This is a genomic window from Rhodococcus sp. 320_ES, from assembly GCF_059691855.1.
This window is the reverse complement of the sequence record NZ_JCAWAG010000005.1, coordinates 535438-554321: the sequence shown is the minus strand read 5'-3', so window position 1 is coordinate 554321 and position 18884 is coordinate 535438. Positions and strand designations below refer to the sequence as shown.

Here is an 18884-nt window from a genome sequence, read left to right as displayed (position 1 = left end):
GTGGGCCGGTAGTCGGTCGGATCGGATGTCACGTCACGTTGCCCTTCTCGTCGATGATGCCGAACCACTTGGCGGCGGTGTCCATGTCCTTGTCGCCGCGGCCGGACATGTTGACGAGAATGATTGCGCCCTCACCCAGTTCCTGGCCGAGCTTCAGAGCACCTGCGACGGCGTGCGCGGATTCGATTGCCGGAATGATGCCCTCGCGACGCGAACACAGCCGCATGGCGTCCATGGCCTCGGAGTCCGTGATGGGTCGGTACTCGGCGCGGCCGATGTCGTTGAGATAGGAGTGCTCCGGCCCGACACCCGGGTAGTCGAGACCGGCGGAGATCGAATGCGAGTCGACGGTCTGGCCGTCTTCGTCCTGCAGCAGGTAGGAGAACGCGCCGTGCAGTGCACCCGGCGACCCGGCGCCGATCGTGGCGGCGTGTCGGCCGGTCTCGATGCCGTCGCCCGCCGCCTCGTACCCGATGAGCCGCACGTTCGGGTCGTCGATGAACGCGTGGAAGATACCGATCGCGTTGGAACCGCCTCCGACGCACGCGGCGATCGCGTCGGGCAGACGGCCCATCGAGGACAGCACCTGGGCACGCGCTTCGAGTCCGATGATGCGCTGGAAGTCACGCACCATCATCGGGAACGGATGCGGGCCGGCGACGGTGCCGAAGCAGTAGTAGGTGTTGTCGGCGTTGCTGACCCAGTCGCGCAGCGCTTCGTTGATCGCGTCCTTCAGGGTCCGCGATCCCGACTGCACCGCAACGACATCGGAGCCGAGCAACTTCATACGTGCGACGTTGAGAGCTTGCCGCTCGGTGTCCACCTCACCCATGTAGACCACGCACTCGAGGCCGAGCAGCGCACATGCCGTCGCCGTGGCCACGCCGTGCTGGCCGGCTCCGGTCTCGGCGATGATGCGCGTCTTGCCCATTCGCTTGGCGAGGAGAACCTGGCCGAGAACGTTGTTGATCTTGTGCGAGCCCGTGTGATTGAGGTCTTCGCGTTTGAACAGGATGCGCGCACCACCGGCGAACTCGGCGAGCCTGGTCGCCTCGAAGACCGGTGACGGGCGGCCGGTGTAATCGCGCTGCAAGCGGTCCAGTTCGGCGAGGAAGCCGTCGTCGACTCGCGCCTTCGCGTACTCCGCGGTGACCTCTTCGATCACGCCCATCAGGGCCTCGGGTACGTAGCGGCCCCCGTACTTGCCGAAGTGCCCGAGAGCATCCGGATCGTGGGACGTGCGCTCGGTAATTCCCGAACTCGTACTCGGGACGTCGCCTGTGGTCGGTCGGTAGCTGGTACTCACGCCATCAAGTCTCCCCCACCGAACCCTGCGGGCTCATCGCGGGGGCACCGCAGAATTGTCGAGGCCGCGCAGTCTGGCGAGGTGGTCTAGCGAGCAGGCTTCGGGCAGGACGGGTGCGTACCCGCCGTCACCAGATCACGCACCGCCGAACGCGGGTCACCGCTGGTGACCAAGCCTTCGCCGACCAACACCGCATCCGCACCCGCACCCGCGTACGCGAGCAGGTCGGCGGTGCCGCGAACACCGGATTCCGCGACGCGGATCACCTCGGACGGCAGGCCCGGAGCAATGCGTCCGAACGTGTCGGTGTCCACTTCGAGCGTCTTGAGGTTGCGAGCGTTGACACCGATCACCTTGGCGCCGGCGTTCAGCGCGCGGTCTGCTTCTTCCTCGGTATGCACCTCGACGAGCGCGGTCATTCCGAGGGACTCCGTGCGGTCGAGGAGAGAGGCCAACGCGTCCTGCTCGAGAGCGGCGACGATCAGCAGAATCATGTCGGCGCCGTGGGCTCGTGCCTCGTGAATCTGATATGGACCGACGATGAAGTCCTTGCGCAGGATCGGAATCGAGACGGACCGACGGACTGCGTCGAGGTCGTCGAGCGAGCCGTGGAATCGGCGCTCCTCGGTCAACACGCTGATGATGCGCGCGCCACCTTCTTCGTAGGCGCGGGCAAGGTCGGCGGGGTCCTTGATGTCGGCCAGTGCACCCTTGGACGGGCTGGCGCGCTTCACCTCGGCGATGACGCCGATGCCGGTTTCGATGAGGGCTGCTGCGGCGTCGAGGGGCGGCCTGGCGGCCTTCGCCGCTGCCTTGACGCTGGCGAAGTCGAGCACGGATTCACGTGCTGCGGCGTCTGCACGCGCCCCGTCGAGAATAGAATCGAGAACGGTCATTTTTCTGCCCCCGCATCCTTTCCGACAAGCTCCGATGTGGAGAAGCCCATCCGGTGAACACAGACTAGAGCCCTACCGCACGGCGGCTCTCATCGGGTGTCCGAGCCGAAAGTGTGGTCACTGTTACACACATACCGACCGGCCTCGTTGGGCAGTTCGGGCGGTTCGTCTACTGCGGTCGGCGACGATCGTCGGTGGGGTCCATGCCGGAATCGAGTGCGTCCCACAATGCCCGCTCGCTGGGCTCGCCGTCGGAGTCGTCTTCGGTCAGTGCCGCCTTCTCGGCCTCGGCTCGACGCACGGCCGGGGCGTCGTATTTGGAGGACAAGCCCCCGCGCGAGGGCGGTGTGCGGCACAGCAGCACTGCGGCAACGAGAGCGAGTACCGCGCCGACGACCACGATCACCGCCGGCAACCACGACACGTCGACGGTGGTCACGTCGGCCCGCGCGGGTAGCTCGGCAAGCGCCCCGGCGCGGCCCGCGTCGGCGCCGCCGAACAGCAGCGACAGGGCCGGCACGAGCGCTCCGACCGCAACGGCGGCCACCAGCACCCCGACCAGGATGGACCAGCGGCCCTTCACCGCGAACATCGCGGCCACCGCCGCAACGAGCACGAGGGCAAGCGGAGTAGTCGCCGCTGCCCAGGTGCCCCCGTCGAGTGTCGACGTGCGCTCGTCCCCGAGGCCGTCGACCGACGAGAGCGTCACCCACGTCATGCGCGACGCCGCCCACAGGCACACTGCGGACACCGCGAGCAGAACAGCGGTCAGGGCGACGGCGCGGCGAGAATTCACGACGAAGCCGATCCCGTACCGGCAATCGTCTCGGCGGCGGCGATGGCACCGAGTACGGCCATGGCCTTGTTCCTGGACTCGTCGTCCTCGTACTCGGCCTTGGAGTCGGCGACCACTCCCGCACCCGCCTGGACGTAGGCGGTGCCGTTCTTGATCAGTGCCGACCGGATGCAGATTGCGGTGTCGGCGTCTCCCGCGAAATCGAGGTATCCCACGATTCCACCGTAGACACCTCGGCGCGACGTCTCGAGTTCGTCGATGAGCTCCATTGCACGAACCTTCGGCGCACCGGAAAGTGTCCCCGCCGGGAAACAGGCGGTGACGGCGTCGATGGCGTGCTTGTTCTCGGCCAACGACCCGGTCACGGTCGAGACGAGATGCATGACGTGGCTGTACCGCTCGATGTGGCGATAGTCGGTCACCTTCACCGTGCCCGGGGTGCACACTCGCCCGAGATCGTTGCGCCCGAGGTCGACGAGCATCAGATGCTCGGCGTTCTCCTTCTCGTCAGCGAGGAGATCCTTGGCGAGCAGCACGTCTTCTTCCTCGGTGTGCCCGCGCCACCGGGTTCCGGCGATGGGGTGCGTCGTGGCGACCCCTTCCACCACCGTCACCAGGGACTCGGGGCTCGACCCCACGATGGAGAAGGCGGTGCCACCATCGCTGTCGGGTACGTGCATCAAGTACATGTACGGACTGGGGTTCGACGCCCGCAGCATCCGGTAGACGTCCATCGGCGTGGCGTCGGTGTCCATCTCGAACCGCTGCGACAGCACGACCTGAAACGCTTCGCCCGCCTCGATCTCCTCGACGAGCCTGGCCACGCCGGCGCCGAACTGCTCCGGCGTTCGCTGGCGCCGGAATTGCGGTGCGGGACGGTCGAACTGGGCAACCGTCGAATGCGCAGGGGTGGACAGAGCGTCGGTCATGCGATCGAGTCGAGCGACGGCGTCGTCGTACGCCTCGTCCACTCGCTCGTCGGTGCCGTTCCAGTTCACGGCGTTGGCGATGAGCGTGATCGCACCCTCGTGATGATCGACCGCTGCGATGTCGGTGGCGAGCATCATGACGAGTTCGGGTACTTCGAGATCGTCGACGGTCGTGTCCGGCAGTCGCTCAAGGTGACGCACGGCGTCGTACCCGAGGTACCCCACCATGCCGCCGGTCAAGGGCGGGAGATCGGGCAGTCGTTCCGAGCGCAGCAATTCGAGCGTCGCGCCCAGCGCGTCGAGCGGATTACCGCCGGACGGTGCGCCGGCGGGCACGTTTCCCATCCAGGCAGCTTCGCCGTCGACGACGGTCAGCGCGGCGGGCGAGCCGGCCCCGATGAACGACCACCGGGACCACGATCGACCGTTCTCGGCGGACTCCAGCAGAAAGGTGCCCGGACGGTCGTCCGCGAGCTTGCGGTAGGCCGACAGTGGAGTCTCGGAGTCGGCGAGCACTTTTCGCACCACGGGCACCACGCGGTGCTCGGAGGCCAGCAGGCGAAATTGCTCACGTGACGTCGTTGCCGACGGCTTCTTCTGACCATGCATGCGACCAGTGTTTCAGGTGCCCGATCGGCACCTGCGCGGGCAGGAGTCACGGCGCACCTGACACACTGTTGGCTCGGCTAAGGGATATGACGGGTTCGGTCGAGTTCCGGACGAGGATGTGGAGGTGGCACGCGATGGACGAGCAGGGCACCCCCCGATGGCTCACCCCCGAGCAGCAAGCCGCGTGGCGCGGGCTCGTGAGCTTGTGCACCCGGCTTCCGGCGGCACTGGACACTCAGCTGCAGCGTGACTCCGGATTGACGCACTTCGACTACTTCGTCCTCGCCGGTCTGTCGGAGAGCCCCGATCGTCGTCTGAAGTTGCGAGACCTCGCGGAGAGGTCCAACGCATCGCTGTCGCGGCTGTCCCACGTGATCACCAAGCTCGAAAAGGTGGGATGGGTGCAGCGCGAGAACATCGAAGGCGGCCGCGGGTCGTTCGCGGTGCTGACCGAATCCGGGTGGGAGAAGGTGCGCGAGGCGGCGCCCACGCACGTCGAGACCGTGCAGTCGTTGGTGTTCGAAGGCCTGGACGACGCTCAGGTCGAGGCCTTGCGCACCCTGGGCTCGGTCATGCTGGCGCAGCTCGATCGCGGCATCGCCGCCGGGCTCGGAAAGGCCTGACGGTCAGGGCTTTTCGGCGGCGAGCAGCACGTCGGTATCGAAGCACGTGTGCGTTCCGGTGTGGCACGCCGCGCCCTCCTGATCGACGATCAGCAGCACGGTGTCACCGTCGCAGTCCAGCCGGACCTCGTGGACGTACTGGGTGTGACCCGACGTCTCACCCTTGACCCAGTAGTCGCCCCGCGAGCGCGAGAAGTAGGTGCCCTTGCGGGTGGCGAGCGTGCGCGAGAGCGCTTCGTCGTCCATCCACGCGACCATCAGCACGTCGCCGGTGCCGCGTTCCTGCGCGACGGCGCTGAACAGGCCGGCGTCGTTGCGCTTGAGCCGTGCCGCGATGTCGGCGGGCAGGCCGGAGGCGGGTGTCATCGGACGGTCACCCCTTCTGCTCGAAGTGCGTCCTTGACCTCACCGATCTCGAGCTCGCCGAAGTGGAACACGCTGGCTGCGAGTACGGCGTCGGCTCCGGCCGCGACGGCGGGAGCGAAGTGTTCGACGGCTCCGGCCCCGCCGCTGGCGATCACCGGAACGTGCACTGCTGCGCGGACTTTCGTGATCATGGCGATGTCGAACCCTGCCTTGGTTCCGTCGGCGTCCATGGAGTTCAGCAGGATCTCGCCCACTCCGAGGTCGGCGCCGCGGCGAGCCCACTCGACGGCGTCGATGCCGGTCCCCCGGCGTCCACCGTGGGTGGTCACTTCCCATCCGGAGGCCGTCGGCGGCTCTCCGTCGGGAACGGTCCTGGCGTCGACCGAGAGGACGATGCACTGGGAACCGAAACGGGTGCTCAGCTCTCGCAGGAGCTCCGGGCGCGCGATTGCGGCGGTGTTCACACTCACTTTGTCGGCCCCGGCGCGCAGCAGTGAGTCGACGTCGGCGACCGTGCGTACGCCGCCGCCGACGGTGAGCGGAATGAACACCTGCTCGGCGGTGCGGGTGACGACCTCGAGCATGGTCGCTCGGCCGCCGGACGAGGCGGTGACGTCGAGGAACGTCAGCTCGTCGGCGCCCTCGGCGTCGTACTTGGCCGCCAGCTCCACCGGGTCGCCGGCGTCCCTCAGATCCGCGAAGTTGACGCCCTTGACCACTCGGCCGGCGTCGACGTCGAGGCACGGAATCACGCGCACGGCAACGGTCATGGCAGGAAGTCTCCCGGATTCCCCAACGAGGTGATCAGTTCGAGGAGTTCGTCGTGCACGCCGGGGGCGGCGGCCAGGACCGACTTCGACTCGATGGTCCAGGGCTGCCCGCGCAGGTCGGTGACCACTCCACCTGCGGCCCGCACGAGCATGGCGCCGGCTGCGTTGTCCCAGGCCTGGTGTCCGAAGACGACCGACGCACCCAGAACGCCGGCGGCGGTGAAGGCCAGGTCCAGTCCCGTCGAACCGTGCATGCGGATGCGTGACGAGTCGCGGGAGAGCTCGGAGAGGATCCGCACCCGGTAGGCGCCGGGTAGACGCCCACGGCTCGCGACGTTGAACGCGCCGAATCCCACGATGGATTCCGCCAGTGTGGTGGCTTCGAGCGCGGGAAGGGGGTCGGACCCGAGGTGCACCGGCCCGCCGTCCACTGCCCAGTAGCGGTGCCCGAACAGCGGTAGCCACGTCAGACCGATGACCGGAACACCGTCCACGAGAAGTGAGAGAAGTGTTCCGGCAGTGGGCAATCCGTAGGAATAGTTGAATGTGCCGTCGATGGGGTCGACGACCCAGACGGTGCCCGAGTCGAGATCCGGCCCGCCGAACTCTTCGCCGTGCACCGCAATTCCGGTGCGCTCGGACAGTTCGTCGGTGAGGCGGCGTTCGAGTTCGAGATCGACAGCGGTCGCGAAGTCGTCGGGACCCTTCGCCACCGCGCTCGGTGCTCCGACGCCGGCGACGAATCGGTCCGTGATGCTGTCGAGGAGGTCCCGCGCGGTGGACGCGAGGGCGTCGAGATCGAGATCGGTCATGACGAGACGGCGCGAAGCGCCTCGGGCAGCGTGAACTTGCCGGCGTAGAGCGCCTTGCCGACGATGGAGCCTTCGACGCCGGCGTCGGTCAGGGTGGCGATGGCCCGCAGATCGTCGATGGTCGACACGCCTCCGGACGCGATCACGGGTGCATCGGTGGCCGCGCAGACCTGCTGCAGCAGTTCGAGATTGGGTCCGGTGAGGGTTCCGTCGCGCGTGACGTCGGTGACGACGTATCGGCTGCACCCGTCGCGGTCGAGACGGGCGAGCACCTCCCAGAGGTCTCCCCCGTCGCTGACCCAGCCGCGGCCGCGCAGGCGGTGCTCACCGTCGACGATGCGCACGTCCAGCCCGACGGCCACCCGATCGCCGTACTCGCCGAGCGCACGCGCGCACCACTCCGGATCTTCGAGTGCAGCGGTTCCGAGGTTCACACGCGCACATCCGGTGGCGAGGGCGGCCCGGAGCGATTCGTCGTCGCGAATTCCGCCGGACAACTCGACCTTGACGTCGAGTTCGCCCACGACGTCGGCGAGCAGGTCGCGGTTCGATCCGCGTCCGAACGCTGCATCGAGATCGACGAGATGGACCCATTCGGCGCCGTCACGCTGCCAGGCGAGAGCTGCCTCGCGGGGCGAACCGTAGGCGGTTTCGCTTCCCGCCTCTCCTTGAACGAGGCGCACGGCCTCGCCATCGGCGACATCGACAGCGGGAAGAAGTACCAGGCTCACGTGGTCCGAGGGTACTGCCCGAACCCGGGGTTCACGCTGGCGGGTCGACGCCGTCGGACGCGCCGGGGTCGTCGCCGAACGCGCGGCGCACGGTTCGACGAGACACCGCCGCCATCACCGCAACTGCCAGGGCGACACCGACCGCCACGATCAGCAGCCCGACGCCGGGCGCCGGACGCAGAACGAGGATCGCCACCGTCGTCAGCGCGAGGACGAGCGCCGCCGAGCCCAGCGAGATCAGGGCATGGCGAGCGAACGAGAACTCGGGGTCGTCGCTCATGCGACGGTGCGGAGCCAGTTCTCGAGCAGCGCGGCGCCGGCGTCGCCGGACTTCTCCGGGTGGAACTGTGTCGCCGACAACGGACCGTTCTCCACGGCCGCCAGGAATCGGCCGCCGTGCTCGGCCCACGTCAGCGTGGCGGGCGCTATGTAGTCGCTGGGCTCCATCTCCCACCGCAGGGCCGCGTAGGAGTGCACGAAGTAGAAGCGGGTGTCCGCGTCCATTCCGTCGAACAGAACGCTGCCCGCGTCGGGCGTCACGGTGTTCCATCCCATGTGCGGAAGAACGTCGGCCTGCAGCTGCTCGACGGTGCCCGGCCACTGGCCGCAGCCGGTGGCGGGTTCCCCGAACTCCACGCCGCGGTCGAAGAGGATCTGCATTCCGACGCAGATACCCAGGACGGGCCGGCCACCCGCGAGTCGCTTGTCGATCAGTTCGTCGCCGCGTACCGACAGCAGTCCGTCCATGCATGCTCCGTACGCGCCGACCCCGGGAACCACCAGGCCGTCGGCGGCGAGAGCCACGCGATGATCGGAGGTGACGGTGACGGTGGCTCCCACACGTTCGAGGGCGCGCTGTGCGGAGTGCAGATTTCCCGACCCGTAATCGAGTAGGGCAACGGAAGTCATGGCTCCAGTCTATCGGTGGGGTTGGCGGCCAGGTACTTCTCGGTGAGCTCGTCCGGCGCGGCGACGAGCCACGCGTCGACGATCAGGTCGGTCAATACCGCGTCCTCGACCGCCTCCAACTGGATCAGCACCGCCGGGTAGTTGGCGAAGTGCTCGATCGTGAACACGCCCGAATGCCCTTGGGCCAGTACGGCTTCCTTCTCCTGAAGGTCACCGAGGTGGACCGCGAAGATCGGCCCGGCGGGTACGGGCTGATCGCCGAATCGCTTGATGTCGGCCTTGTTCAACGGCCGCTCCCATGCGAACGCGTTCTTGCCCACGAACCAGGTGCGGTTGTTCCACCGCGTTCCTTCCCGAACCTCGGGGAGGCCGGCCGCGATCGAAGATGCCCCTGTCAGCGTCGCCATGTCGACGATCGAACCAGAAGTGCCACCACCAGCACCAGAGCCGATGCCGCGGCAAAGGTCGGCGGATAGCCGTAGTGCACGGCCAGAACGCCGAGGGCCAGCGCCCCGACGCCGGTGCCCGCGTCGAAGCTGACGTTCCAGGCTGCGCTGGCCGCTCCGAATCGGGCGGGACCCGCGTATGCGAAGGCCATGACCAGGCTTTCGTTCTGGCACGCTCCGTAGCCGACTCCGAACACCACGGCCGCCGCCAACAGCACGGCTGCAGAACCGTTTCCGGCGACACCGGCAGCAAACGCGAGAACCCCGACCGTGGTGACGACTAGCGCGGGAACCAGCGCTCGCCCGGGTCCGAGGCGATCCGCGATCGCGCCGGCGCCGTACCGTCCCACGATCATGGCTCCGCTGACGACGGCTAGAGCAAGGCCCGCCAGGACTGGAGCGTCGCTCTCGGCGATGGGAAGGAGCGAGGACAGGCCACCGAAGGCCGCCGACACCGACGCGATGGCCATGCAGGGAACGACCAACCGACGCCACGGGAATGCACCACCCGTCGATACGGGTATGGGCGCCGCGGACCGCACGTTCGGCAGACGACCGATCGCGACCAGCGCGAGCACCGGCACGAGCGCGCCGACCACGAACACCGCCGTCGACGACACCGCCTGCAGCAGAGCAAGTCCGGCCGGGAGCGAGATCATCTGCGCCACCGCGACCGCGATTCCCTGTGCGCCCGTGGCACGCCCGAGCAACGCCGGTGGCGCCAGTTCGGCGACCAGCGCCGCGGACGAGACCGTCAGCAGTCCGAAACCGACACCTCGGAACGCGGAGATCGTCAGCACGGCGAGCGGTGCGGTCGACATCAGGAAAGCCAGTGCCGGCAATCCCAGGAACAGGCATCCGGCGGCCAACGCGCCGCGGTGGCCGACGGCACGCAGCAGCCACGGCACCGCGAGCTGAGTGAGCACGGTGGCACCCATGAACACCGCTGTCGTGGCTCCGGCCAGGGCATCGGATCCGCCGTTGTTCGAGATGACGAGCGGAACCACCGGCAGCAGCAGACCGAACCCGCCGAACGACGCCGCGCCCATGATCATCGCGGCGGCGAGACCGGGGAGCCGCAGCAGCGACTGCCCGTCAGAACTCAGAGAACACCCTTGGTCGACGGCACGCCGGACACCCGCGGGTCCGGTTCCACGGCGACTCGGAGCGCCCGGGCCACCGCCTTGAACTCGGCCTCGGTGATGTGGTGCTGATCGCGACCGTAGAGCACCCGTACGTGCAGGGCGATGCGGGCGTTCGACGCGATCGACTCGAACACGTGCCGGTTGATGACCGTCGCGTAGGGGGTTCCGGGGTATCCACCGATGACGGCGTGCAGCATGTGCTCCGGCTCCCCGGTGTGCACGCAGTACGGGCGCCCGGACACGTCTACCGCCGCGTGCGCGAGGGTCTCGTCCATGGGGATGAACGCGTCGCCGAAACGACGGATGCCCTTCTTGTCGCCGAGGGCTTGGGCGAGCGCCTGCCCGAGGACGATCGCGGTGTCCTCCACCACGTGGTGTGCCTCGATCTCGATGTCGCCTGTGGCCTTGACGTCCAGATCGAAGCTGGCGTGCGTGCCCAGGGCGGTCAGCATGTGGTCGAAGAACGGCACCCCGGTGGTGACGTTCACGATGCCGGTTCCGTCGAGGTTCAGCTCGACGACGATCGACGACTCCTTGGTGGTTCGTTCGATACGCGCAATGCGTGGGGTCACGAGATCTCCTGTGCAAGTTCGGAACTGACGGCAAGAAAGCGATCGTTCTCGTGTGCGAGACCGATCGTGACGCGGAGGTACCCCTCGATACCCACGTCGCGGATCAGCACTCCGCGGTCGAGGTAGTGCTGCCAGGTGAGCGGCGCATCGGCGAATCGGCCGAACAACAGGAAGTTCGCGTCGCTGGGAACGACGTCGAAACCGAGGTCGCTCAAGGCGGCAGCTACCCGGTCTCGTTGCCGCGCAAGCTCGTCGACGCTCCCCAGCGTGTCGTTCGCGTGCCGCAGTGCTGCACGCGCCGCGGCCTGCGTGACCACGGACAGGTGGTACGGAAGGCGCACCAGCAGCAGCGCGTCGATGACGGCCGGGGACGCCACGAGATATCCGAGACGCCCGCCGGCGAAGGCGAAAGCCTTGCTCATGGTGCGGCTGACGACCAGACGTGTCGGAAACTCCGATATCAGTTCCAGTGCGCTGGGCGCGCTGGAGAACTCTGCGTAGGCCTCGTCGACGATGACGATCCCGGTGGCCACCCGAGCGATGCGGCGCAGGTCCTCCAGGCCGAGGCTGTGGCCGGTCGGGTTGTTGGGGCTGGTGACGAACACGACGTCCGGCTTCTGCTCCGTGACGACGTCCACCGCGGCGTCGACGTCCAGCGTGAAATCGGGTCGACGGGTCAGGTCGAGCCACGCGGTCTGTGTCCCCGCCGAGATGATGGGGTGCATCGAGTACGACGGAACGAATCCCAGTGCTGTGCGCCCCGGCCCACCGAACGCCTGCATCAACTGCTGCAGGATTTCGTTCGAACCGTTTGCCGCCCAGACGTTCTCGTGCGTGACGAAGACGCCCGTCCGTTCGGTCAGGTAGGCCGCCAGATCCTGCCGAAGTGCCACCGCGTCGCGGTCTGGATACCGGTGCAGCTGCGTTGCCGCCTCACGGACCGACTCGGCGACGTCGGCCACGAGAGCGGGAGTCGGCGGGTGCGGATTCTCGTTCGTGTTGAGCTGCACCGGCACCGTGAGCTGCGGAGCCCCGTACGGCGACCGTCCTCGCAGGTTGTCGCGGATCGGCAGATCGCCCAGAGTCGTTCCCGTTCCCGGCGCCGTCACGGGCGCAGGCTCTCGAAGCGGACCCGCACGGCTTCACCGTGCGCAGGAAGGTCCTCGGCATTGGCAAGGGAAATGACGTGGCGAGCAACGTCTTTCAGTGCGTCCTGCGAATAGTCGACGATGTGGATGCCCCGCAGGAACGTCTGCACACTCAGCCCCGACGAGTGACGCGCACAGCCCGCGGTGGGCAGCACGTGATTGGAGCCGGCGCAGTAGTCACCGAGGCTCACCGGCGCCCAGGGGCCGACGAAGATGGCGCCCGCGCTGCGAACGCGGTGCGCCACGGTGGAGGCGTCCTCGGTCTGGATCTCGAGGTGCTCGGCCGCGTACGCGTCGACCACTCGCAGGCCGTCGTCGACGGACGAGACCAACACGATTCCCGACTGCTCGCCGGACAGCGCGGTGGCGACCCGCTCGGAGTGCTTCGTGATCTGCAACTGATCGAGCACGGCCGCGTCCACGGCGTCCGCGAGCTCGACCGAGGTGGTGACCAGGACGCTGGCCGCCAGCACGTCGTGTTCGGCCTGGCTGATGAGGTCGGCGGCCACGTGCACCGGATCGGCGGTGTGGTCGGCGAGGATGGCGATCTCGGTGGGGCCGGCCTCGGAGTCGATGCCCACGACGCCTCGGCAGATCCGCTTGGCCGCGGTGACGTAGACGTTGCCGGGCCCGGTGATCATGTCCACCGGATCCAGGGGCGCACCGTCGACGTCGGTTCCGCCGTACGCGAGGAGCGCGACGGACTGGGCACCTCCGACCGCCCACACCTCGTCCACCCCGAGCATCTGTGCCGCGGCGAGGATGGTCGGGTGGGGCAATCCCCCGAACTCGGCCTGCGGCGGGGAAGCGACGACGAGCGACGCGACGCCGGCCGCTTGCGCGGGGACGACGTTCATCACGACGGACGACGGATACACCGCGTTTCCGCCCGGCACGTACAGGCCGACGCGATCGACCGGAATCCACTTCTCGGTGACGCTCCCACCTGGTACGACCTCGGTGGTGCTGTCCGTCCGGCGCTGGTCTGCGTGCACCTTGCGCGTGCGGTCGATCGCGACGCCCAATGCTTCGCGGACCTGCGGATCGAGGTTCTCGAGGGCTTTGACCAGCTCCTCCCGGGGAACGCGGACAGTACCCGGTCGCACCTTGTCGAACTTCTCACCGAAGTCCAGGGCGGCATCGGTGCCGCGCGTCCGGACGTCGTCCACGATCGGCTGCACCAGATGCAGCACCGAGTTCACGTCCACTCCACCTCGCGGGAGGACGGCCCTGAGTTCGGCCGTGGACGGAGAGCTACCGCGAAGGTCGACGCGGCGGAGCTCGGTGCGGGCAGTCATGACGAGTACCTTTCGGGAACCGGAAAAGCTGACGGTCCGATTATCCAGTACGCGTCACCGCATTTTTTACGAGTACGCGTTTGCGAGCTTCTCGAGCGTCGCGGTGATGCCCCTGGCGTTGGTCTTGGGCTGGCCCAGCAGCTCGAGAACCTTCGGACTCCGCGCCGTGTCGTAGAGGAAGCTCTCGGTCACCTCGGTGGTGTTGGGCCCGGTCTGGACGAGCTCCCAGCGCCAGCGATGCCCCATCGGGTGCTGCCACTCGAGCACCTTGCGCTCACCGTCGTCGACGAAATCGGTGACGGTGCTGGTGATCTTGTACGGGACGCCGTACTGCTTCATGCCGACGGAGAACTTGTCGCCGGGGCCCAGCCGAGTCGGGCCCTTCACGTTGTCCTTCACCGTGCCCGAGCCGTCGAGCTGACCGTGCCGGTGCGGGTCGACCACCATCTCGAAGATCGTGTCCGCATCCGTGGCGACGGTCACTTTACGAGAAACGGCGTGCTTGCCCTTGTCCACATTCGTCACTGTTGCCATGACGACGGTGTACCCGGGTCGGGTGTGGACAAACTCTGGCCGGGTCGACTGGGCTGGTTGCAGCAGAACTCACACGGTGCAACCCGTGAACATTGCCGGAACATGACCAGTCCTGGCGCGACGGACATATGCACCTTTTCGACTTTGACAATCATTTACATTAAGCCGTAGACAGTCACACCATGACCTCCACCTCTCGCGCGCTGCTGACCACCGCAGCCTGCATCGCCCTCGTTGCCGGATGTTCGTCGAACGCCGCCGAGCCCCCGCCCGAGCCCTCCGCCGACAAGTCCGAGAACTCCTCGCCGACACCGCGATTGGCGATCTCGTACGACGGGGGAATCATGGTTCTCGACGCGGCCACCCTCGCCACCGTCGGCGACACCCCCGCCAGCGGGTTCGTACGCCTGAACCCGGCCGGCGACGGGCGACACGTGATCGTCAGTGCCGGAGACCGATTCGACGTGCTCGACGCGGGCACATGGTCGCGGGAGCACGGCGACCACGCGCACCACTACACCTCGGAACCGGCGATGACCGACATCACGTTCGCGGCGGAGGAGCCGGGCCACGTAGTCAGGCACGCGCGCAAAACCGTCCTGTTCGACGACGGCACGGGTGAGGTGACCTCGTTCGATCCGGCCGACCTGGCGGACGGCCCGCCGCCCACCGACACTCGACGCACACCCGACCCCCATCACGGCGTCGCCGTCGAGCTCGGCGACGGATCGATGCTGACCACCGTCGGCACCGAGGACGAGCGCAGCGGCGTCGTGGTGACGAGCAGCGACGGTCGCGAACGCGCCCGCACCGATTCCTGCCCCGGCGTCCACGGTGAAGCGATCGCAGCGGACTACACCGTCGTTCTCGGCTGCGAAGACGGCCTGGTGGTGTACCGCGACGGGTCGTTCACCAAGGCACAGAGCCCCGACCGCTACGGGCGCATCGGAAATCAAGCCGGTGACGAGACGTCGCAATACGTCCTCGGGGACTACAAGACCGACCGCGACGCAGAACTCGAGCGGCCGACGCGGGTGTCGATCACCGACACGGCCACTGCGACGACGAGATTGGTCGACCTCGGCACCAGCTACACGTTCCGATCGCTCGGCCGAGGACCGGCTGGTGAGGCACTGATCCTCGGTACCGACGGCGCGATCCACGTCGTCGACCCGCAGACCGCCGCAGTAACGCGGACGATCCCGGTGATCGGTGCGTGGACCGAGCCCGACGAATGGCAGTCACCGCGACCCACACTCTTCGCTGCGGACGGGATCGCCTACGTGACCGATCCCGCCACGTCGACGGTGCACGCAGTCGACGTCGTCACCGGAAGGGTCACGGCCACTGCCGAATTGAGCCACGTTCCGAACGAGCTGACCGGGGTCACCGGTTAGAAGTCGAGACCCAGATCCAGGACCGTGACCGAGTGGGTGAGCGCACCGACGGCCAAGAAGTCGACACCCGTGCGGGCGTAGTCACCGGCCACGCCCACGGTCAGACCGCCCGAGGACTCCAGTCGGGTGGTCGGTGCGTTCTTGTCACGTCGCTGCACCGCCATCTGCGTCTGCCACAGTGGAAAGTTGTCCAGCAGTACGAGGTCGACACCCTCGGCGAGCACCTCGTCGAGTTGCTCGAGGGTGTCGACCTCGACCTCGCAGGCGATGTCCGGGGCCATGGCACGGACCGCGCGCAGTGCTGCCACCACTCCGCCGGCCGCAGCCACGTGGTTGTCCTTGATCAACGCGGCGTCGCCGAGGCCCATCCGGTGGTTCGCGCCGCCGCCGGCCCGCACGGCGTACTTCTGGAGAGAGCGCAGCCCGGGGAGAGTCTTGCGGCTGTCCCGGATCACGCACTCCGTACCGTCCACGGCCGCAACCCATTCCGAGGTGGCCGTCGCGATGCCCGACAGATGACACAGAAGATTCAGCATGGTGCGCTCGGCGGTCAACAGCTCCCGTGTCGGAGCGTCGACCGTCAGGACGGCGTGCCCCGGCTCGACGCGAGACCCGTCGGTGTCGCGCGAGACGATCTCGTAGCGGTCCGGCCCGATGACCTCGTCGAGCACCAGGATTGCCACGTCGATGCCGGCAACGGTGCCGTGGGCGCGCGAGACGACCGACGCGGTGGTTCTCGCATCTGATGCCACGGTGGCCAGCGTCGTGATGTCGGGGCCCAGTCGAAGGTCCTCGTCGAGCGCAGTGCGCACGACCCCGCGAACCTCGTCGAGATCCATGCCCGTCTGTCCCAGTTCGTTCATCACGCCACTCCCGCCATCTCCAGCGCCGACACGGCGCCGCCCGCATCCAGACCGAACACGGTGCTGTGCTGTTGACGCGGATCCGGGCCGTGGAAGTCGAGACGCGTGTGAGCTCCGCGTGTCTCGGTACGCAGCGCAGCGGCCGCAATCACGACGGTGCCCACCAGCGTCAGTGCCGCGTCCTCCACGTCGGCGCCCGTTGCCAGGATTCTCTGCGGCGCTGTGTCGAAAACGTCTGCGGCAGCGTGCAACCCGTCACCGTCGCGCACCACGCCGCCACGCTCGGTCATCGTGGCCTGAAGCACGCTGCGCGGCAACGCTTTCTCGGTCCATCGGCCGGACGCCACGTCGTCGACCTGGTCTGCATCGATGTCCGTGACGATCCCCCGCCGCTCCGCGGCCGCCGCGCCCACCCGCCGACCGACGACGGCGCCCTCGACGAGACTGTTCGACGCGAGCCGGTTCGCTCCGTGCAGGCCGGTGCGTGCGACCTCACCCGCGGCGTAGAGGCCGGGCACACAGGTGCGGCCGTGCACGTCGGTGGCGACGCCTCCGCACGAGTAGTGCGCCGCCGGTGCGACGGGGATCAGGTCGACCGACGGGTCGATTCCCGCGGCGAGGCACGACGCGGTGACCGTCGGGAATCGCTGTGCGATGTCGTCGATTCCGCGTGCGTCGAGCAAGACGTGATCGCCGCCGCTCTCACGCAGGCGGGTGGCGATCGCTCGCGAGACGATGTCGCGAGGTGCAAGGTCCCCCAGCGGATGCACGCCGGCCATGACGGATCGACCGGCGAGGTCCACGAGGCGAGCGCCCTCGCCGCGCACGGCCTCGCTGATCAGCGGACGCCGACCGAGGCCGTGCGCGTCGAACAGCACGGTCGGGTGGAACTGCACGAACTCGAGGTCCGACACGCTCGCGCCGGCACGCAGCGCCATGGCGACACCGTCACCGGTCGCGGCCACCGGGTTGGTGCTGCACGCGAAGAGCTGACCGAGGCCGCCGGTGGCCAAGAGCACCGCCGGCGCACGCAGGACGCCGACGCCATGCTCCGAGGTCACCAGTACTCCGGCCGCACCGGTCGCTCCGGTCAGCACCCGCACGGCCGTGGTCCCGATCAGCACTGCGGTTGCCGAGGACGACAGGACACGCTGCACCTCGGCGCCGGTGGCGTCGCCGCCCGCGTGGACGATGCGCGAAATCGCGTGTCCACCTTCGCGAGTCAGCGCGAGCGAACCGTCCGCGTTCGTGTCGAAACGTGCGCCGAGGCCGACGAGGGTATCGAGCGCCGCCTCTCCCGAGGAGAGGATCGACCACACGGCGGGTTCGTGGCACAGACCGGCGCCGGCCACGCAGGTATCGGCCACGTGCGACGCGATGTCGTCTCCGTGACTGATCGCGACCCCGCCCTGCGCGTACTGCGTCGACGTCTGGCCCGGGTCGGCCTTCGCGATCGTGACGACGCGCAGACCTCTGCGAGCGGCCTCGATGGTCGCGGCAAGCCCGGCCACCCCGCCGCCCACGACCACGAGGTCGGCGTCGACCTCCCAGAGGCCGGTGCTCATTCCCCGCCGCCGCCGGGTGTGCCGATCGCGATCATGCGCTCCACGGACTGGCGAGCGCGGTCTGCGACCGCCCGGTCTACGTGCACTTCGTCCTTGCCTTCGCTGAGGCACCGCAGCAGTGCGGCGGGGGTGATCATCTTCATGTACGGGCAGGACGCTCGTTCGTTGACGGGCTGGAAGTCGACGCCGGGAGCAGCTTTGCGCAGCTGGTGCAGCATGCCGATCTCGGTGGCAACCAGGACCTGCTTGGCTCCCGTCGTCCGCGCCGCGTCGAGCATGCCGCCGGTGGAGAGGATCTTGACCTTGTCCTCCGGGACGAACCCCTCCCCGGCGAGGTACAGAGCGGATGTGGCACAACCACATTCGGGATGTACGTACAGCTCGGCATCGGGGTACGCCTTCGACCGAGCGGTGAGCTCGTCGCCGTTGATGCCGGCGTGAACGTGGCACTCGCCGGCCCAGATCAGCATGTTGGTGCGGCCGGTGACGCGCTTGACGTGGGCGCCGAGGAACTGGTCCGGAAGGAAGAGCACCTCGCGGTCGGGGTCGATGGACTCCACGACCTCCACGGCGTTGGACGACGTGCAGCAGATGTCGGTCAGACCTTTGACCTCGGCCGTGGTGTTGACGTACGACACCACGACGGCATCGGGGTGCTCGGACTTCCACTCGCGAAGCTGGTCGGCGTCGATCGAATCCGCGAGGGAGCACCCGGCGCGCGCGTCCGGGATCAGCACCCGCTTGTCGGGGCTCAGGATCTTGGCGGTCTCGGCCATGAAGTGCACGCCGCAGAAGACGATCTCGTCCTCCGCCGCTTCGGCCGCGATGCGCGAGAGCGCCAACGAGTCACCGACGTGGTCGGCGATGTCCTGGATGGCCGGAAGCTGGTAGTTGTGCGCCAGGATCGTCGCTCCGCGTTCGCGGGCCAGCCGCTTGATCTCCGCCGCCCACTCCGGGCCGGCCTCGATTCCGCTGTATCCGCCCGGTCCGTCGTGAATCTGCGACAGCCCACCTGCCCATAACGTCGTGGTCGCCATGGCCCTCTCCTTCACCTTGTCCGACCGGCCTCCGGCCTGCCCGTCAACCTGCGACCGGCCTCCGGCCTGCCCGGCACCTTGCGACCGGCCCCAGTTCGACCGGCGGTTTCTCCTGTGGAGGTTTTCGACTTA

The 18884-nt window shown here is 68.0% G+C and carries 21 protein-coding genes; 2 read left to right on the top strand and 19 right to left on the bottom strand.

Going from position 1 to position 18884, the window contains the following annotated elements:
- Window positions 1-28: 28 nt before the first annotated feature.
- From trpB to AC59JP_RS20270, 4 genes are all read right to left on the bottom strand, one after another.
- Window positions 29-1252, bottom strand: coding sequence for a tryptophan synthase subunit beta (gene trpB / locus AC59JP_RS20285; RefSeq protein WP_497327679.1), 1224 nt, complete (start codon window positions 1250-1252; stop codon window positions 29-31).
- Window positions 1253-1392: 140 nt separating this feature from the next.
- Window positions 1393-2202, bottom strand: coding sequence for an indole-3-glycerol phosphate synthase TrpC (gene trpC / locus AC59JP_RS20280; RefSeq protein ID WP_497327593.1), 810 nt, complete (start codon window positions 2200-2202; stop codon window positions 1393-1395).
- Between the two features lie 169 nt (window positions 2203-2371).
- Window positions 2372-2998, bottom strand: coding sequence for a TIGR02234 family membrane protein (locus AC59JP_RS20275; RefSeq protein ID WP_497327592.1), 627 nt, complete (start codon window positions 2996-2998; stop codon window positions 2372-2374).
- Window positions 2995-4536 carry an anthranilate synthase component I gene (locus AC59JP_RS20270; RefSeq protein ID WP_497327591.1) on the bottom strand — a complete coding sequence of 514 codons (1542 nt, stop codon included), beginning with the start codon at window positions 4534-4536 and terminating at the stop codon, window positions 2995-2997. Before AC59JP_RS20270 ends, AC59JP_RS20275 begins: the two co-directional genes overlap by 4 nt.
- 134 nt (window positions 4537-4670) lie before the next feature.
- Between AC59JP_RS20270 and AC59JP_RS20265 the strand changes: the two genes are divergently transcribed.
- Window positions 4671-5159, top strand: coding sequence for a MarR family winged helix-turn-helix transcriptional regulator (locus AC59JP_RS20265; protein ID WP_497327590.1), 489 nt, complete (start codon window positions 4671-4673; stop codon window positions 5157-5159).
- Window positions 5160-5162: 3 nt separating this feature from the next.
- On the opposite strand, the gene hisI is transcribed toward AC59JP_RS20265, so the two are convergent.
- From hisI to AC59JP_RS20205, 12 genes are all read right to left on the bottom strand, one after another.
- Window positions 5163-5525, bottom strand: a complete 363-nt coding sequence (gene hisI, locus AC59JP_RS20260) for a phosphoribosyl-AMP cyclohydrolase (RefSeq protein ID WP_497327589.1) — start codon at window positions 5523-5525, stop codon at window positions 5163-5165.
- On the bottom strand, window positions 5522-6295 hold the full coding sequence (gene hisF / locus AC59JP_RS20255) for an imidazole glycerol phosphate synthase subunit HisF (RefSeq protein ID WP_497327588.1): 774 nt from the start codon (window positions 6293-6295) through the stop codon (window positions 5522-5524). Before hisF ends, hisI begins: the two co-directional genes overlap by 4 nt.
- Complete coding sequence (locus AC59JP_RS20250) at window positions 6292-7107, bottom strand: inositol monophosphatase family protein (protein ID WP_497327587.1); 816 nt, start codon at window positions 7105-7107, stop codon at window positions 6292-6294. The genes hisF and AC59JP_RS20250 overlap by 4 nt, the downstream gene beginning before the upstream one ends.
- Entirely contained in the window at window positions 7104-7838 is a 735-nt protein-coding gene (gene priA / locus AC59JP_RS20245; RefSeq protein WP_497327586.1) for a bifunctional 1-(5-phosphoribosyl)-5-((5-phosphoribosylamino)methylideneamino)imidazole-4-carboxamide isomerase/phosphoribosylanthranilate isomerase PriA, read from the bottom strand. Before priA ends, AC59JP_RS20250 begins: the two co-directional genes overlap by 4 nt.
- A gap of 31 nt (window positions 7839-7869) precedes the next feature.
- Complete coding sequence (locus tag AC59JP_RS20240; RefSeq protein ID WP_497327585.1) at window positions 7870-8118, bottom strand: hypothetical protein; 249 nt, start codon at window positions 8116-8118, stop codon at window positions 7870-7872.
- On the bottom strand, window positions 8115-8747 hold the full coding sequence (gene hisH, locus AC59JP_RS20235; protein ID WP_497327584.1) for an imidazole glycerol phosphate synthase subunit HisH: 633 nt from the start codon (window positions 8745-8747) through the stop codon (window positions 8115-8117). The genes AC59JP_RS20240 and hisH overlap by 4 nt, the downstream gene beginning before the upstream one ends.
- Window positions 8744-9154 (bottom strand): MmcQ/YjbR family DNA-binding protein, encoded by a 411-nt coding sequence (locus tag AC59JP_RS20230; protein WP_497327583.1) that lies wholly within the window; start codon window positions 9152-9154, stop codon window positions 8744-8746. The genes hisH and AC59JP_RS20230 overlap by 4 nt, the downstream gene beginning before the upstream one ends.
- Complete coding sequence (locus tag AC59JP_RS20225) at window positions 9142-10248, bottom strand: MFS transporter (RefSeq protein WP_497327582.1); 1107 nt, start codon at window positions 10246-10248, stop codon at window positions 9142-9144. The genes AC59JP_RS20230 and AC59JP_RS20225 overlap by 13 nt, the downstream gene beginning before the upstream one ends.
- A gap of 47 nt (window positions 10249-10295) precedes the next feature.
- Window positions 10296-10910, bottom strand: coding sequence for an imidazoleglycerol-phosphate dehydratase HisB (hisB, locus tag AC59JP_RS20220; protein ID WP_497327581.1), 615 nt, complete (start codon window positions 10908-10910; stop codon window positions 10296-10298).
- Window positions 10907-12019, bottom strand: a complete 1113-nt coding sequence (locus AC59JP_RS20215; RefSeq protein ID WP_497327580.1) for a histidinol-phosphate transaminase — start codon at window positions 12017-12019, stop codon at window positions 10907-10909. The genes hisB and AC59JP_RS20215 overlap by 4 nt, the downstream gene beginning before the upstream one ends.
- Entirely contained in the window at window positions 12016-13356 is a 1341-nt protein-coding gene (gene hisD, locus AC59JP_RS20210; protein ID WP_497327579.1) for a histidinol dehydrogenase, read from the bottom strand. The genes AC59JP_RS20215 and hisD overlap by 4 nt, the downstream gene beginning before the upstream one ends.
- A gap of 66 nt (window positions 13357-13422) precedes the next feature.
- Window positions 13423-13890 (bottom strand): SRPBCC family protein, encoded by a 468-nt coding sequence (locus AC59JP_RS20205; protein ID WP_497327578.1) that lies wholly within the window; start codon window positions 13888-13890, stop codon window positions 13423-13425.
- Between the two features lie 182 nt (window positions 13891-14072).
- Between AC59JP_RS20205 and aztD the strand changes: the two genes are divergently transcribed.
- Window positions 14073-15287 carry a zinc metallochaperone AztD gene (aztD, locus tag AC59JP_RS20200; protein WP_497327577.1) on the top strand — a complete coding sequence of 405 codons (1215 nt, stop codon included), beginning with the start codon at window positions 14073-14075 and terminating at the stop codon, window positions 15285-15287.
- On the opposite strand, the gene nadC is transcribed toward aztD, so the two are convergent.
- From nadC to nadA, 3 genes are read right to left on the bottom strand one after another with little or no spacing between them, the layout of a single operon-like run.
- The gene (gene nadC, locus AC59JP_RS20195; RefSeq protein WP_497327576.1) at window positions 15284-16150 is read right to left on the bottom strand and encodes a carboxylating nicotinate-nucleotide diphosphorylase; all 867 of its coding nucleotides are present in this window, start codon (window positions 16148-16150) and stop codon (window positions 15284-15286) included. The two genes, aztD and nadC, sit on opposite strands and share 4 nt — an antisense overlap.
- Window positions 16150-17715 (bottom strand): L-aspartate oxidase, encoded by a 1566-nt coding sequence (locus tag AC59JP_RS20190; RefSeq protein ID WP_497327575.1) that lies wholly within the window; start codon window positions 17713-17715, stop codon window positions 16150-16152. Before AC59JP_RS20190 ends, nadC begins: the two co-directional genes overlap by 1 nt.
- Window positions 17712-18752: a quinolinate synthase NadA gene (gene nadA / locus AC59JP_RS20185; protein ID WP_497327574.1), complete on the bottom strand. Its 1041-nt coding sequence runs from the start codon at window positions 18750-18752 to the stop codon at window positions 17712-17714. Before nadA ends, AC59JP_RS20190 begins: the two co-directional genes overlap by 4 nt.
- Between the last annotated feature and the right edge of the window lie 132 nt (window positions 18753-18884).

Excerpts from the sequence above, each read along its gene's own strand:
- nadA (WP_497327574.1), bottom strand. The coding sequence starts at position 18,752 with ATGGCGACCACGACGTTATGGGCAGGTGGGCTGTCGCAGATTCACGAC.
- nadC (WP_497327576.1), bottom strand. The coding sequence starts at position 16,150 with ATGAACGAACTGGGACAGACGGGCATGGATCTCGACGAGGTTCGCGGG.
- hisF (WP_497327588.1), bottom strand. The coding sequence starts at position 6,295 with ATGACCGTTGCCGTGCGCGTGATTCCGTGCCTCGACGTCGACGCCGGC.
- AC59JP_RS20270 (WP_497327591.1), bottom strand. The coding sequence starts at position 4,536 with ATGCATGGTCAGAAGAAGCCGTCGGCAACGACGTCACGTGAGCAATTT.
- AC59JP_RS20265 (WP_497327590.1), top strand. The coding sequence starts at position 4,671 with ATGGACGAGCAGGGCACCCCCCGATGGCTCACCCCCGAGCAGCAAGCC.
- AC59JP_RS20230 (WP_497327583.1), bottom strand. The coding sequence starts at position 9,154 with ATGGCGACGCTGACAGGGGCATCTTCGATCGCGGCCGGCCTCCCCGAG.
- AC59JP_RS20225 (WP_497327582.1), bottom strand. The coding sequence starts at position 10,248 with ATGATCATGGGCGCGGCGTCGTTCGGCGGGTTCGGTCTGCTGCTGCCG.
- AC59JP_RS20205 (WP_497327578.1), bottom strand. The coding sequence starts at position 13,890 with ATGGCAACAGTGACGAATGTGGACAAGGGCAAGCACGCCGTTTCTCGT.
- hisD (WP_497327579.1), bottom strand. The coding sequence starts at position 13,356 with ATGACTGCCCGCACCGAGCTCCGCCGCGTCGACCTTCGCGGTAGCTCT.
- aztD (WP_497327577.1), top strand. The coding sequence starts at position 14,073 with ATGACCTCCACCTCTCGCGCGCTGCTGACCACCGCAGCCTGCATCGCC.
- hisI (WP_497327589.1), bottom strand. The coding sequence starts at position 5,525 with ATGACACCCGCCTCCGGCCTGCCCGCCGACATCGCGGCACGGCTCAAG.
- hisH (WP_497327584.1), bottom strand. The coding sequence starts at position 8,747 with ATGACTTCCGTTGCCCTACTCGATTACGGGTCGGGAAATCTGCACTCC.
- AC59JP_RS20240 (WP_497327585.1), bottom strand. The coding sequence starts at position 8,118 with ATGAGCGACGACCCCGAGTTCTCGTTCGCTCGCCATGCCCTGATCTCG.
- trpC (WP_497327593.1), bottom strand. The coding sequence starts at position 2,202 with ATGACCGTTCTCGATTCTATTCTCGACGGGGCGCGTGCAGACGCCGCA.
- AC59JP_RS20190 (WP_497327575.1), bottom strand. The coding sequence starts at position 17,715 with ATGAGCACCGGCCTCTGGGAGGTCGACGCCGACCTCGTGGTCGTGGGC.
- AC59JP_RS20250 (WP_497327587.1), bottom strand. The coding sequence starts at position 7,107 with ATGACCGATCTCGATCTCGACGCCCTCGCGTCCACCGCGCGGGACCTC.